The sequence below is a fragment of the Sphingomonas sp. Leaf28 genome (assembly GCF_001421685.1).
In the GTDB taxonomy this organism is placed as follows: domain Bacteria; phylum Pseudomonadota; class Alphaproteobacteria; order Sphingomonadales; family Sphingomonadaceae; genus Sphingomonas; species Sphingomonas aurantiaca.
Genome location: NZ_LMKX01000001.1, coordinates 40,575 through 54,740 on the forward strand (window position 1 = coordinate 40,575; position 14,166 = coordinate 54,740).

Genomic DNA, 14,166 nt, shown 5'->3' on the forward strand with positions numbered 1-14,166 from the left:
AGCCGTCTTGCGCCTGCGCACCCGCCTCGGCATAGCCTGCGCCATGCACGACATACGCCTGATCCGCGACGATCCCGCCGCCTTCGACGCCGCCCTTGCCAAGCGGGGTGTCGCACCGCAGTCCGCATCGCTGGTGACGCTCGACGAACAGCGCCGCGCGACGATCGCCGACTCGCAGACCGCGCAGACGCGTCGCAACGAACTGTCGAAGGCGATCGGTCAGGCCAAGGCGCAGAAGGACGAGGCCAGGGCGCAGGCACTGATGGCCGAAGTCGCGAGCCTGAAAGAGGCGCTGCCGACGCTGGAAGCCGATGAGGCGCGGCTGAGCGGCGAGCTCGGCGACCTGCTGGCGGCGATCCCGAACCTGCCTGCGGCCGACGTTCCCGAAGGCGGTGGCGAGGACGACAACGTGCTTGTTCACACCCGCGGCACGCCCACGACCTTCGCCTTTGCGGCGCGCGAGCACGATGCAATCGGCCCTGCGCTGGGCCTCGATTTCGAGACCGGCGCGGCGATGTCGGGGGCGCGGTTCACGCTGGTCCGCGGGCCCGCCGCCCGGCTGCAGCGCGCGCTCGGCCAGTTCATGCTCGATCATGTCGCCGAGGCGGGCTTCGAACAGGTCTCGCCGCCGTTGCTCGTCCGCGACGAAGCGGTGTTCGGCACCGGCCAGCTCCCTAAATTCGCGGAGGACCTGTTCCGCACCACCGATGGTCGCTGGCTGATCCCGACCGCCGAGGTGAGCCTCACCAACATCGTCCGCGAACAGATCCTGAGCGAGGCCGAACTGCCGCTCCGCTTCACCGCGCTGACGCCGTGCTTCCGCTCCGAGGCGGGTGCGGCCGGCCGCGATACGCGTGGCTATATCCGCCAGCATCAGTTCGACAAGGTCGAGATGGTCTCGATCGTCACCCCCGACATGTCGGAGGCCGAGCATGAGCGGATGACCGCCTGTGCGGAAGGCGTGCTCGACGCGTTGCAGCTGCCGTTCAGGCGGATGCTCCTATGCACCGGCGATATGGGGTTCACCGCTGCACGCACCTATGATCTCGAAGTCTGGTTGCCGGGCCAGGCGCGCTATCGCGAGATCAGCAGCGTCTCGACCTGCACCGATTTCCAGGCACGCCGGATGAACGCACGCTATCGTCCCGAGGGCGAGAAGGGCACGCGGTTCGTCCACACGCTCAACGGCTCGGCACTGGCGGTCGGCCGCACGCTCGTCGCGGTGCTGGAGAATTACCAGCAGGAGGACGGTTCGGTCGCCGTCCCCGCGGTGCTCCAGCCCTATCTCGGCGGCCTGACGCTGTTGGAGCCGACGCGCTGATGCGGATCCTCCTCACCAACGACGATGGCTATCACGCGCCCGGGCTGAAGGTGCTGGAGGCGATCGCCACAACGCTGTCCGACGATATCTGGGTGGTCGCGCCCGCCGACGAACAATCGGGCGCGGGCCATTCGCTGACGCTGTCGCGGCCGATCCGCGTTCGCAAGCATGGCGAGAAGCGCTATGCCGTCGCGGGCACGCCGACCGATGCGGTGATGATGGCGCTCGCCAAGATCATGAAGGACAGCCCGCCCGACCTGATCCTGTCGGGCGTCAACCGCGGCGCGAACCTTGCCGAGGACGTGACCTATTCGGGCACGGTGTCGGCGGCGATGGAGGGTGCGCTCGCCGGCGTTCGCTCGATCGCGCTGAGCCAGCTCTACAGCCGCGAAGGCATGGGCGACAGCGTACCGTTCGAAGCGGCGAAGGCATGGGGCGAGCGGGTGCTGCGGCCGCTGCTCGACGCGCCGCTCGCACCGCGGACGCTGGTCAATATCAACTTCCCCGCCGGTCCGGCCGATGCGGTCAAGGGCGTGCGAGTCGTCGGCCAGGGCCTGCGCGATTACGGCCGGTTGCAGATCGTCACCAACACCGATCCGCGCGGCTATGAGTATCACTGGTTCGCGCTGTCCGGCACGGTCGAGACGCCCGCGCACGCGACAGATCTCGAAGCGGTTGCCGACGGCTATGTCTCGGTGACGCCGCTGCATCTCGACCTGACGCATTTCGAATCGATGGACCTGCTCGAACGGGCCTATCGTTGATGCGATGTGCACGTGCGCTCGTCTCGGCAGCGGCGCTGCCGTTGCTGGGACTGGCCGCGTGCATTCCGCATGCCGATCGTCCCGCGGGCTATGGCACCGCGCCGACGCGCCCGTACCGCGTGCCGCCTGCGCGCCGCGACGATCCGCCGCCGCGCCGTGACGATACGCCGCCGCAGGATATTCCGGGACGCGACACCGGCGAGGTCACGACCCTCCCCGCCCCGCGCCCCGCCTGGGAAGCGCGTCCGGTGAGCGCCGATGCGAAGACGATCCCCGATTCGACCTATGTCGTGCAGCCCGGCGACACGCTGCGCCGCGTGGCCGATCGCAGCGGCGCGAGCCTGGAGGCCATCGCGCGCGCGAACGATCTCGACACGCCCTACACGATCCGCACCGGCCAGCGCTTGACGATCCCCGGCGGCCGCTACCACCAGGTCCGTCGCGGCGAGACCGGGATCGCGATCGCGCGCGCCTACGGCGTCGAATGGTCGCGGATCGTGTCCGCCAACGCGCTCGTCGAGCCCTATGTCCTGCGCGCCGACCAGCGCGTGTTGATCCCCGACGCGCCCGGTGGCGGCAGGCCGAGCGCGGCGGAACGCGCCCGCGCCTTCTCGCTCGACATCGACGACATCCTGACCGGCGGCGAGCCCGCGCTTGCCAGCAACCAGGCGCCCGCCAAGCCGATCGCGACGCCGCGCCGCGTACTGCCCTCGAACGCCGTCGTCACCGCGCCGGCGCGCCTCGCGAGCGGCGGGTTCCTGTGGCCGGTCGACGGCAGGGTCGTGAAGCGCTTTGGCCCGGGTGCGAGCGGCGAACGCAACGACGGCATCAAGATCGCGGTGCCGATCTCGACGCCGATCCACGCGGCAGCGGATGGCGTCGTCGCCTATGTCGGCGACGGAATCGCCGCGCTCGGCGGGCTGGTGATCATCAAGCATGGCGGCGGCTGGACCAGCGTCTATGGCCACGCATCGAAGCTGCTGGTGCAACGCGGGCAGAGCGTGAAGCGCGGCCAGACCGTTGCGCTGTCGGGCGACACCGGTTTCGCCGACCGCCCTGAACTCCACTTCGAACTCCGCAAGGGGCGGACCCCCGTCGACCCGACCTCGCAATTGCCGCGGAGCTGATTCCGTCCTTCCCCCTGACCGTCATCCCAGCGAACGCTGGGATCTCCCCGTTCGAGCCGCAGCACCCGCCCCATGAATATCCCGGCTTTCGCCGGGATGACGGACCGGGAGGCGCATGCTAGTCGCGCATCCATGACCTACCAGTCCGACCTGCTCACCACGCTGACCTCGCGCGGCTATGTCCACCAGATGACCGATGCCGCCGCGCTCGACTCGCTCGCGGGCAAGCAAATCGTGCCCGGCTATATCGGCTTCGATCCGACCGCGCCGTCGCTCCACGTCGGCAGCCTCGTCCAGATCATGCTGCTCCGCCGGCTCCAGCAGACCGGGCACAAGCCGATCGTCCTGATGGGCGGCGGCACCGGCAAGATCGGCGATCCGAGCTTCAAGGACGAGGCGCGCAAGCTCCTCGGCGAGGACGGCATCAAGGCGAACGTCGCATCGATCCGCCGCATCTTCGAACGCTTCCTGACGTTCGGCGATGGCCCCACCGACGCAGTGATGCTCGACAACGCCGAGTGGCTCGATGCGCTCGAATATATCCCGTTCCTGCGCGACGTCGGCCAGCATTTCTCGGTCAACCGGATGCTCGCGTTCGATTCGGTCAAGCTGCGGCTCGACCGCGAACAGTCGCTGAGCTTCCTCGAATTCAATTACATGATCCTCCAGGCGTACGACTTTCTCGAGCTGTCGCGCCGCGCCGAATGCCGGTTGCAGATGGGCGGATCGGACCAGTGGGGCAACATCGTCAACGGCATCGAGCTGTCGCGCCGGATGGACGGCACCGAGGTCTACGGCGTCACCACGCCGCTGATCACGACCGCGGACGGCGGCAAGATGGGCAAGACGATGTCGGGCGCGGTCTGGCTGCACGAGGACCAGCTGCCCCATTTCGATTACTGGCAATTCTGGCGCAACACCGACGACCGCGACGTCGGCCGCTTCCTGCGGCTGTTCACCGACCTGCCGCTCGACGAGATCGCGCGGCTCGAGTCGCTCGAGGGCGCGGAGATCAACGCCGCCAAGATCGTCCTCGCCAACGAAGCGACCGCGATGTGCCGTGGCCGCGACGCCGCCGAACAGGCCGCCGACACCGCGCGCAAGACGTTCGAGGAAGGCGCGTCGGGCGATTCGCTGCCCAGCCTGGCCGTTCCCGGTGGCGCGATCGGCATCGTCGAAGCCTTGGTCGGCCTCGGCTTCGTCGCCTCGAACGGCGAAGCGCGCCGCAAGCTGGCCGAGGGCGCGGTGCGCGTCGATGGCGAGCCCGTGCGCGAGCCCACGACCGCCCTCCCCGTTACGTCCCCCGTCAGGCTTAGCCTCGGGAAGAAGCGACATGGGATGCTAACCCCCTCATAATAGACGCATTATCGTTTCGAAGACGATCGCGTTAAGCATCACTGTTTGTAGCGGGTTCATCGTGCACCGGGTAGGATGGCTGCATGGCCACACCCGGGGGACGATCGATGCCACGCTACGCTACGGCGGTTCGAGATGCGCGCGGTGAACCCCGTGACGAGGTGATGCACCGCACGCATGCGCTCGATGCCGATGGGCAGACGGTAAAGCTGGTGCTGGTCAACATGTCGGCAAACGGGCTGATGGCGCGGTGCGACGGTGATCCGGCCGCAGGCGACCGATTGCAGATCCGCCTGCCGATCCTGGGCCCGGTCGACGCCGTCGTCCGCTGGTCGCTGGGCGGGCGGATAGGCTGCGAGCTCGAACGGACGATCCCGCTCGGCGAATATTACACCATGCTCACGCTGATGGCCCGCCACAGCTGAGGCCTCACCCAGATCGCAGCAACGCCACCCCGGCATCGCGGTCGAACAGGTACAGCGCAGTCCGCGCCGCCTGACCGCGCGGGCCCTCCAGACCGCCGTCGCGATCGATCAGCAGCCGCGCGTCGTCGTGCGCGCATTGGAGGAGGTCCGCCATCATGTCGGGCGTCGCCAGCCGGAACGCCATCTCGCCCGATTGCTTCGTGCCCAGCAGTTCGCCAGCGCCACGCAACCGCAGATCCTCCTCGGCGATCCGGAACCCGTCATTCGTTTCGCGCATCAGTGCAAGCCGCGCGCGCGACGTCTCGCTGAGCGAGCTCCCACGCATCAGCAGGCAGATCGACCGCCCGCTCCCCCGCCCGACGCGCCCGCGCAGCTGGTGGAGCTGGGCAAGGCCGAAGCGGTCGGCATGCTCGATCACGATCAGCGTCGCATTGGGGACATCGACGCCGACCTCGATCACCGTCGTCGCGACCAGCACCGCGCTGCGCGCGGCGGAGAACTCCGCCATCACCGCGTCCTTCTCGGCGGGCTTCATTCGACCATGGACGAGCGCCACCTTGTCCCCGAACCGCGCGCGAAGGACCTCGGCACGCATCTCGGCGGCGGCGAGGTCGCTCTTCTCGCTCTCCTCGACCAGCGGGCACACCCAATAGGCCTGCCCCCCGTCCGCCAGATGCCGACCAAGCGCGTTGACCACGTCGTCGAGCCGATCCTCCGAGATCACGCGCGTCTCGATCGGCTGGCGGCCCGGCGGCATCTCGTCGAGGCGGCTGACGTCCATCTCGCCGTACTGCGCGAGCGTCAGCGTGCGCGGGATCGGCGTCGCGGTCATCGCCAGCAGATGCGGCGGCGCGATCCCCTTGGCCTGGAGCGTCATCCGTTGCGCGACGCCGAACCGGTGCTGCTCGTCGACCACCACCAGCGCGAGATCCTTGTAGGCGACCGCATCCTGGAAGATCGCGTGCGTGCCGACGAGAATGTCGATCTCGCCGCTCGCCAGCGCCATCAGAGTCGCCTCGCGCACGCGGCCCTTGTCGCGCCCGGTGAGCACGCCGACCTCGATCGGCAGCCCGGCGAGCGTCTTTCGCAGCGTCTCGTAATGCTGCCGCGCGAGGATCTCGGTCGGCGCGAGCATCGCCGCCTGCGCGCCCGCCTCGACCGCGATCAGCATCGCCATCGCCGCGACCAGCGTCTTGCCCGAGCCGACATCGCCCTGCAGCAGCCGTAGCATCGGCGCGGTCTGCCCGAGATCGCCCTCGATCTCGCCGACCGTACGCGATTGCGCGCCCGTCAGCGTGTAGGGCAGCTTGAGCATGCCCCGCAGACGCCCGTCGCCGTGGAGCGCCCGCCCCCGCCGCTTGCGCGTGTCGGCGCGGACGAGCGTCATCGCGAGTTGGTTGGCGAACACCTCGTCATAGGCCAGCCGCTCGCGTGCCTTGGCGTCCGACGGGTCGGCATGGATCCGCTCCAGCGATTCGTGCCAGCCGGGCCATTCGCGTTTCGCCTTCAGCCCGGGCTCGATCCACTCGGCGAGGTCGGGCGCGCGCGCGACCGCCTGCGTCGTCAGCGCCGCCAGTCGCCGCGAGGTGAGCCCCTCCGAGAGCGGATAGATCGGCTCGCGCTCGCGCAACTCCTCGTCGGGTTCGACGATGTCGGGATGGACGATCTGGAGTTCCTGGCCATATTCGTCGAGCCGCCCCGATACGCGCTTCGCCTCGCCGATCGGCAGCAGCTTCTTCGCCCAGCCCGAACTCCCGCCGAAAAAGACGAGGCTGACATAGTTGCCATGCGCGTCGGTCGCCTGCACGCGTGTCGGTCCACGCCCGGCACTCACGCGGTGCTCGCGCGCGGTCAGCGTGATCACGATGATCCGCCCGGCATCGCTCGCCATCAGCTCGGTGCGGGGCAGGCGATCGACATAGCCGGTCGGCAAATGGAAGGCGACGTCGACGACGCGCGCGAGCCCCAGCCGGTCGAGCGGCTTGGCGAGCGCAGGCCCCACCCCTTTCAGGACGAGGGTTTCGGCGAACAGCGGATTGAGGATTTCGGGTCGCATGACTATCTGCTCCCTATAGCCCAGCCGACGCCCGCCGCCAGCGGTCGCCGGTCAATCGGCGTTGGAGATATCATGGACCACGAAACCCGCCTCAAGCGCCTCGGCTTCCGCAGCTCGCACCGCGGTACGCGCGAAGCCGACATGATGATCGGCGGCTTCTTCGAAACCTATGGCCGGACCTGGACGCCCGAACAGCTCGACTGGTTCGAGGCGCTGCTCGAGGAGCAGGACGTCGACATCATGGGCTGGGCGATCGGCTCGATTCCGTGCCCGCCCGAATGGAACGGCCCGATGATGCAGGCGATGCGCGACATCAATTACGTCACGGTCGTGAAGTAACCTACTCCCTCTCCCCTCCGGGGAGAGGGTCGGGGTGAGGGGCAGCCAAGCAGCGCAGCGCCTAGGACAGCCCCTCACCCAACCCTCTCCCCATAGGGGAGAGGGCTTCAGGAACGATATGCCAGATCTGAACAGTATCCTCTCCGCGAAAACCCCGCTGACGCTGTCGGGCGTGCCGTCGGGATTCCAGCCGTCGCTACTCGCCGATCTCGCGCGCGCCGCGAAGACGCGCGCGGTATTCATCGCGCCCGACGATGCGGCGATGCGCGCGATCGCCTCGACCGCGGCGTTCTTTGCGCCCGACCTCGAGATACTGAGCTTGCCCGCCTGGGATTGCCTCCCCTATGACCGCGCGTCGCCCACGCTGCGCGTCATGGCCGAGCGAGTCGCCGCGTTGCAGCGCCTGCAGGGCAAGCCCAAGGGCCCGCAGCTCCTCCTGACCACCGCGAACGCCGCGACACAGCGCGTCCTCACCCCGTTCCGCATCCGCCAGCTCGTCGCGCGGCTCGCGCCCGGCGAGCGGATCGGTCGCGACAAGCTTGCCACGTTGCTCCAGGCGAACGGCTATGTCCGCACCGACACTGTCCATGACCAGGGCGAATATGCGGTGCGCGGCGGCATCGTCGACCTGTACCCGTCGGGCGAGGACCACGCGCTGCGCCTCGATTTCTTCGGCGACGAGATCGAGAGCGTCCGCACCTTCGATGCCGTCGATCAGCGCACGACCGGCCGGATCGACGGCTTCGTCCTGCTCCCCGCCTCCGAAGCGCTGCTCGACGAGGACTCGATCAAGCGCTTCCGCACGCGCTACCGCGACGCGTTCGGCGCGACCGCGACGGGCGATCCGATGTACCAGGCGATCTCCGAGGGCCGGCGGATCGCGGGCATGGAGCATTGGCTGCCGCTGTTCGAAGACAAGATGGCGACGCTGTTCGACCATCTCGGCGCCGACGACGTCTTGGTACGCGACAGCGGCGTCGCGGCGGCGGCGGAAAGCCGGCTCGAATCGATCGCCGACTACTACGAGAACCGCAAGCGCGCCGAGGCCGCGCAACCCGGCAGCTACCGCCCGATGCCCGCCAAGGCGCTCTATCTCGACGCGCAGGACTGGTCGGGCGCGACCGAGGCCTTCGCCGCGCACATCACCTCGCCCTTCCACGAGCCGGAAAGCGCGACCGTGCTCGACTTCGCGGTCGACGGCCCGCGCGATTTCGGCCCCGAGCGCGCCGCACAGGCGAACATCTACGAAGCCGTCGCCGATCATGTCGAGAAACTGCGCAAGCAGGGCCGCAAGCCGATCCTAGCCAGCTACTCGATCGGCGCGCGCGAACGTCTCGGGAGCCTGCTCGCCGACCACGGGCTGAAGGGCGGCAAGCACGCCGAGACGTGGCAGGAGGCGCTCGGCGTCGCCGATACCGCCAAGAGCTTCGGCGTCGCGCTGATCGTCCTCCCGCTCGATCACGGCTTCACCGCGCCGGGCGTCGCCGTCCTCACCGAGCAGGACATGCTCGGCGACCGCCTCGTCCACCGCAAGAAGCGCAAGAAATCCGCCGACGCGTTCCTCGCCGAACTGGCCACGCTGACGCCGGGCGACCTCGTCGTCCACACCGAGCATGGCATCGGCCGCTACGAGGGGCTCACCTCGATCCCCGTCGGCCAGAGCCCGCACGACTGCGTCGCGCTGAGCTATGCCGGCGGCGACAAGCTCTACGTCCCGGTCGAAAATATCGACGTCCTCTCGCGCTACGGCTCGTCGGAAGAGGGCGCATCGCTCGACAAGCTCGGCGGCGAAGGCTGGCAGCGTCGCAAGTCGAAGATGAAGGAGCGGATCCGCGAGATCGCGGGCGAGCTCATCGCGACCGCCGCCGAACGCGCGCTGCATCCCGGCGACGTGCTCGAACCCGATTCGAGCGGTTACCCCAGCTTCGTCGACCGCTTCCCCTACGAGGAAACCGAGGACCAGGACCGCGCGATCGAGGAGGTTCTCGCCGATCTGTCCGCGGGCAAGCCGATGGACCGGCTCGTCGTCGGCGATGTCGGCTTCGGCAAGACCGAGGTCGCGCTGCGTGCCGCGTTCGTCGCGGCGATGGGCGGCAAGCAGGTCGCGATCGTCTGCCCGACGACGCTGCTCGCGCGCCAGCACTACAACAACTTCGTCAGCCGGTTCGAAGGCTTCCCGATGAACATGGGCCGCCTCTCGCGGCTCGTCACCGCGAGCGAGGCGAAGGCGACCAAGGAGGGGCTGGCGAACGGCACGATCGACGTCGTCATCGGCACGCACGCGCTGCTGGCGAAGAATATCGACTTCAAGCGGCTCGGCCTCGTCGTCGTCGACGAGGAGCAGCGGTTCGGCGTCACGCACAAGGAGCGGCTGAAGGCGCTCCGGGCCGACGTCCACATGCTCACGCTGACCGCGACGCCGATCCCGCGCACGCTGCAGATGGCGATGTCGGGCATCCGCGAGCTGTCGGTGATCCAGACCCCGCCGGTCGATCGGCTCGCGGTGCGAACCTACATCATGCCGTTCGACCCCGTCGTCCTGCGCGAGGCGCTGTTGCGCGAGCATTATCGCGGCGGCCAGAGCTTCGTCGTCACCCCGCGCGTCGCCGACCTGCCCGAAATCGAGGAGTTCCTGCGCGAACAGGTGCCCGAGATCCGCTTCGTCGTCGCGCACGGCCAGATGTCGCCGACCGAGGTCGAGGAGCGCATGTCCGCCTTCTACGACAAGAAGTTCGAGGTGCTCGTCTCGACCACGATCATCGAGAGCGGGATCGACATCGCGTCCGCCAACACGATGATCGTCCACCGCGCCGACCGCTTCGGCCTCGCCCAGCTCTATCAGCTGCGCGGTCGCGTCGGCCGCTCGAAGACGCGTGCGTACGCGTATCTGGTGACGCCACCCGAGCGGCAGATGACGGTGACCGCCGAGAAGCGGTTGAAGGTGCTGTCCGATCTCGATTCGCTCGGCGCCGGGTTCCAGCTGGCGAGCCACGATCTCGACATCCGCGGCGCCGGCAACATGCTCGGCGACGAGCAGACCGGGCATATCAAGGAGGTCGGGTTCGAACTCTACCAGGCGATGCTCGAGGAGGCGATCATGGACGCCAAGTCCGGCGGTCTCGCGTCCGCGCGCCCGAAGGACTTCTCGCCGCAGATCACGGTCGACGCGCCGATCCTGATCCCCGAGGACTATGTGCCCGATCTCGACCTCCGGATGGGGCTGTATCGCCGCCTGAACGAGCTCGACGAGAGCCAGGAGATCGAGGCGTTCGCCGCCGAGATGATCGATCGCTTCGGCCCACTGCCCGACGCGACCGAAAATTTGATCAAGGTCATCGAGATCAAGCTGAACGCGAAGCGCGCCTGCGTGTCGAAGATCGACGTCGGCCCGCGCGGCGTGCTGGTGTCGTTCCACAACGACACCCCGCCCAATGTCGACAAGCTGCTCGCCTATGTCGAACGCCTCAACGGCGTCGCGCGACTGCGCCCCGACAGCAAGCTGGTCCTCCAGCGCGCCTGGGGCGACCCGAAGGCACGCCTGCACGGCGCGCTGCAATTGTCCAAGGGGCTTGCGAAAGCGGCGGGATAAGCCCTGCTTCTTAGCCCTCTCCCCTCCGGGGAGAGGGTTGGGTGAGGGGCGCCGCAAGCGATGCGCTGCGCAACAGCCCCTCACCCCGACCCTCTCCCCGAAAGGGAGAGGGAGCACCGTTACGAAAAAGGCCGGACTACCCTGGGGTAGCCCGGCCTTTTCATCATCTCGAAGGTAACGCTTACTTCGGCAGCACGACACTCGGCCCAATGCTGTCCACAACCTTCCGCGCGTCGAACGCCCGGATATTATCGCGCGGAATCGGCCCCTTCCGCATCACGATCTCGGCAGTAGCCTCATACCGGTCGATCGTCCGGACGTCGAAGTCGTTGCCCCACGGGCCACCCCCAAAGCCGCCGCCGAAACCACCACCAAAGCCGCCATAGGGGCTCCAGTCACGCCAGCCGAAGCCGCGCCCGTAATAGCGCCACGACGGGCCCCAATAGCCACCGAAGCCGCCATAGCCGAACCCGCCACCGAGCCCCGGCGTCGAATAGGTACGCGACTGGAGATTGGTGTCGCGGTCGGCCATCAGGTAATAGTCATAGCCATTCTGCAGCGTGAGTTCGGCCGCGCGGAAGAACAGGTAGCGTTCGACGGTATCGCGCGACGTGACGCTGTTCCCTGCGAAGCTGACCAGGAACCGGCCCGGTTCGACCTGGCGATCGCTATAGCCGGTGCGGCTGAACCCCTGGCCCGTCGCAGGCCGATACGTTGTCTCGGTCGCGCATCCGGCCAGCAGCAGCGCGCCCGTTGCGAGCGCTGCCAAGGCGACCTTGCGACCCGGTTTCATCAACATGGTGTCGTCTCCGTTCGCGGCGAATGCGGCGAAACGCCGCTTATTAGCCGTCAGTGGTGGAACGGTTGATGAACGGGATCGCTCCAATGCGCCACCTCGCTGACGCATTTTTCATGATCCGATCAAGTGCAGCGCCAGCGTACGCCGGTGCGGGCGCCGCCGGTGTTCGAACAGATACAGCCCCTGCCACGTCCCGAGCGCCAGTCGCCCGTCGATCAGCGGGATGCTCAGCTGCACCTGCGTCAACGCCGTCCGCAAATGCGCAGGCATGTCGTCCGGCCCCTCGTCATCGTGCAAATACGCGCGCGATTCCGGCGCAATCCGCGCGAAATACGCTTCCAGATCGGTGCGGACATCGGGCGACGCGTTTTCCTGAATCAACAGCGACGCAGAGGTGTGACGGCAAAACACCGTCAGCAGACCTTCCGCCATACGCTGATCGCGGGTCCATCGCTGAACCTGGGCGGTGACATCGACGAGCCCCTGCCCGCTCGTGTCGATCGTGAGAATTGTGGTGGCTTGACGCATGCCGGACGAACGATCGACGACGCGGGTTGCTCCGGCCGCCCCATGCACCGCAAATCAACGATCGAGATTGGCTGGGGCGGCAGGGTTCGAACCTGCGCATGGCGGCATCAAAAGCCGCTGCCTTACCACTTGGCGACGCCCCAACAGAGGCGGCCTTATAGCGGGGCCGCGCCGCGTGAAAAGCCCCTGACGACGTCAATCGGCGAGATGATGCAGCCAGTTGTTGGCGTCGGGTGCGGTGCCGCGCTGGATCGATACCAAAGCGTCGCGCATCCGCATCGTCAGCGTACCCGGGGCACCGCTGCCGATCGTGAAGCGCCCCTCGGGGCTGGCGACCGTACCGATCGGCGTCACTACCGCGGCAGTGCCACACGCGAACGCCTCGACGAGCCGGCCGCTCGCCGCATCGGCGCGCCACTGGTCGATCGTATAGCCCTCCTCGCGGACCTCGATGCCTTGGGCGCGTGCGAGCGTCAGGATCGAGTCGCGCGTGATGCCGGGCAGGATCGTACCCGTCAGCGCCGGGGTCGCCATGCTGCCATCGTCGAACACGAAGAAGATGTTCATGCCGCCAAGTTCCTCGACCCAGCGGCGCTCGGCCGCGTCGAGGAACACCACCTGGTCGCACCCGTTGCGGATCGCCTCGGACTGCGCGAGCAGGCTGGCGGCATAGTTGCCGCCGCACTTGGCAGCACCCGTGCCGCCCAGTGCGGCGCGCGTATATTGCTGGCTCACCCAGATCGACACGGTCGGCGCACCGCCCTTGAAATAGGCGCCGACCGACGATGCGAGCACCATGTACAGATATTCCGCCGACGGCTTCACGCCGAGGAACACCTCGGAGGCGAACATGAACGGGCGCAGATACAGCGCGCCGCCATCGCTCTCCGGGATCCAGTTCGCATCCGCCTTGACCAGCCGCTCGACCGATTCGAGAAACAGCTCCTCGGGCAGCTCGGGCATGGCGAGCCGGCGCGCCGAATCCTGGAACCGGCGCGCGTTCGCCTCGGGACGAAACAGCGCGGTGCCGCCATCCGCCAGCCGATACGCCTTCATCCCCTCGAAGATTTCCTGCGCATAATGCAGCACCGACGATGCCGGATCGATCGTCAGCGGCGCACGCGCGGTGATCCTGGCATCGTGCCAGCCCTCAGTCTCGCTATAGCGGATCATCGCCATATGATCGGTGAAGACTCGCCCGAAACCGGGGTCGATAAGCCGCTTGGCGCGCTCGTTCGCCTCTACCGGAGTCGCATTAGGCTCGTGGCGAAACGCGAAGGGCGACGTAGAAGCTGGAGCAGGCATCGAATTTCTCTCTCAAGGCGGGTTGCCGACGACTACGGGCGATGTCTAAACCGGTCAACATGGCTGCCACAGCATCGACCGCATCACCCCTGTTTCTCCGCGAGACCGAACTCAGGCGCGGGCTTGAGCTACTCTACTTCGGATACAGCCACCTCACCCGCTCGATCGACCAGGGGCTGGCCGACGAAGGACTGGGGCGCGCGCATCACCGCGCACTCTATTTCATCGCGCGCAAGCCCGACATGACGGTCAGCGAACTGCTCTCGCTGCTGGCGATCACCAAGCAGTCGCTCGGCCGCGTGCTGAACGAACTCGCCGATCGCAAGCTCGTCGAGACTCGCCCCGGCGAACGCGACCGGCGCCAGCGCTTGCTGCGACTCACCGCCGCGGGGGCGAAGATGGAGAGCGAGCTGTTCGAGGCGGCACGCCAGCGCATGTCGGCCGCCTATGTCAGCGCCGGTCAGAATGCGGTCTCTGGCTTCTGGGCCGTCCTGGAGGGCCTCGTCCCCGAGGAGGAGCGGTCGCAGGTTATCGCGTTGCGCGGCTAGGATTCCCCG

The 14,166-nt window shown here is 67.7% G+C and carries 12 protein-coding genes and 1 tRNA gene; 8 read left to right on the plus strand and 5 right to left on the minus strand.

Annotation, left to right across the window (positions count from 1 at the left end; genetic code table 11):
• The first annotated feature begins 43 nt into the window (after window positions 1–43).
• The 5 genes from serS to ASE79_RS00245 all read left to right on the plus strand — a co-directional run bounded on the left by serS (window position 44) and on the right by ASE79_RS00245 (window position 4,993).
• A complete protein-coding gene (serS, locus tag ASE79_RS00225) occupies window positions 44–1,321 on the plus strand; it encodes a serine--tRNA ligase (protein ID WP_056410570.1) in 1,278 nt (425 codons plus the stop codon).
• A complete protein-coding gene (gene surE / locus ASE79_RS00230; RefSeq protein WP_056410573.1) occupies window positions 1,321–2,085 on the plus strand; it encodes a 5'/3'-nucleotidase SurE in 765 nt (254 codons plus the stop codon). Before serS ends, surE begins: the two co-directional genes overlap by 1 nt.
• Window positions 2,085–3,212: a M23 family metallopeptidase gene (locus tag ASE79_RS00235; RefSeq protein WP_056410574.1), complete on the plus strand. Its 1,128-nt coding sequence runs from the start codon at window positions 2,085–2,087 to the stop codon at window positions 3,210–3,212. Before surE ends, ASE79_RS00235 begins: the two co-directional genes overlap by 1 nt.
• A 132-nt stretch (window positions 3,213–3,344) precedes the next feature.
• Entirely contained in the window at window positions 3,345–4,568 is a 1,224-nt protein-coding gene (gene tyrS / locus ASE79_RS00240; RefSeq protein ID WP_056410576.1) for a tyrosine--tRNA ligase, read from the plus strand.
• Window positions 4,569–4,651: 83 nt separating this feature from the next.
• On the plus strand, window positions 4,652–4,993 hold the full coding sequence (locus ASE79_RS00245) for a PilZ domain-containing protein (RefSeq protein ID WP_234422833.1): 342 nt from the start codon (window positions 4,652–4,654) through the stop codon (window positions 4,991–4,993).
• Between the two features lie 4 nt (window positions 4,994–4,997).
• Here the strand turns inward: ASE79_RS00245 and recG are convergent, their stop codons facing one another.
• Window positions 4,998–7,049, minus strand: coding sequence for an ATP-dependent DNA helicase RecG (recG, locus tag ASE79_RS00250; RefSeq protein ID WP_056410583.1), 2,052 nt, complete (start codon window positions 7,047–7,049; stop codon window positions 4,998–5,000).
• A gap of 72 nt (window positions 7,050–7,121) precedes the next feature.
• Here recG and ASE79_RS00255 point away from each other — a divergent pair, with 72 nt between their 5' ends.
• Window positions 7,122–7,388: a succinate dehydrogenase assembly factor 2 gene (locus ASE79_RS00255; protein ID WP_056410591.1), complete on the plus strand. Its 267-nt coding sequence runs from the start codon at window positions 7,122–7,124 to the stop codon at window positions 7,386–7,388.
• Between the two features lie 118 nt (window positions 7,389–7,506).
• Window positions 7,507–10,977, plus strand: a complete 3,471-nt coding sequence (mfd, locus tag ASE79_RS00260; RefSeq protein WP_056410593.1) for a transcription-repair coupling factor — start codon at window positions 7,507–7,509, stop codon at window positions 10,975–10,977.
• A 181-nt stretch (window positions 10,978–11,158) separates the two neighbouring features.
• Here mfd and ASE79_RS00265 read toward each other — a convergent pair whose 3' ends face one another.
• From ASE79_RS00265 to ASE79_RS00280, 4 genes are all read right to left on the minus strand, one after another.
• On the minus strand, window positions 11,159–11,770 hold the full coding sequence (locus ASE79_RS00265; protein WP_199861110.1) for a CC0125/CC1285 family lipoprotein: 612 nt from the start codon (window positions 11,768–11,770) through the stop codon (window positions 11,159–11,161).
• 117 nt (window positions 11,771–11,887) lie between these two features.
• Complete coding sequence (locus tag ASE79_RS00270) at window positions 11,888–12,304, minus strand: secondary thiamine-phosphate synthase enzyme YjbQ (protein WP_056410596.1); 417 nt, start codon at window positions 12,302–12,304, stop codon at window positions 11,888–11,890.
• A 68-nt stretch (window positions 12,305–12,372) separates the two neighbouring features.
• Window positions 12,373–12,447, minus strand: a tRNA-Gln gene (locus ASE79_RS00275).
• 52 nt (window positions 12,448–12,499) lie between these two features.
• A complete protein-coding gene (locus ASE79_RS00280) occupies window positions 12,500–13,609 on the minus strand; it encodes a branched-chain amino acid aminotransferase (RefSeq protein WP_056410599.1) in 1,110 nt (369 codons plus the stop codon).
• A gap of 59 nt (window positions 13,610–13,668) precedes the next feature.
• Between ASE79_RS00280 and ASE79_RS00285 the strand changes: the two genes are divergently transcribed.
• Window positions 13,669–14,157 carry a MarR family transcriptional regulator gene (locus ASE79_RS00285; protein WP_107958825.1) on the plus strand — a complete coding sequence of 163 codons (489 nt, stop codon included), beginning with the start codon at window positions 13,669–13,671 and terminating at the stop codon, window positions 14,155–14,157.
• Window positions 14,158–14,166: the final 9 nt, after the last annotated feature.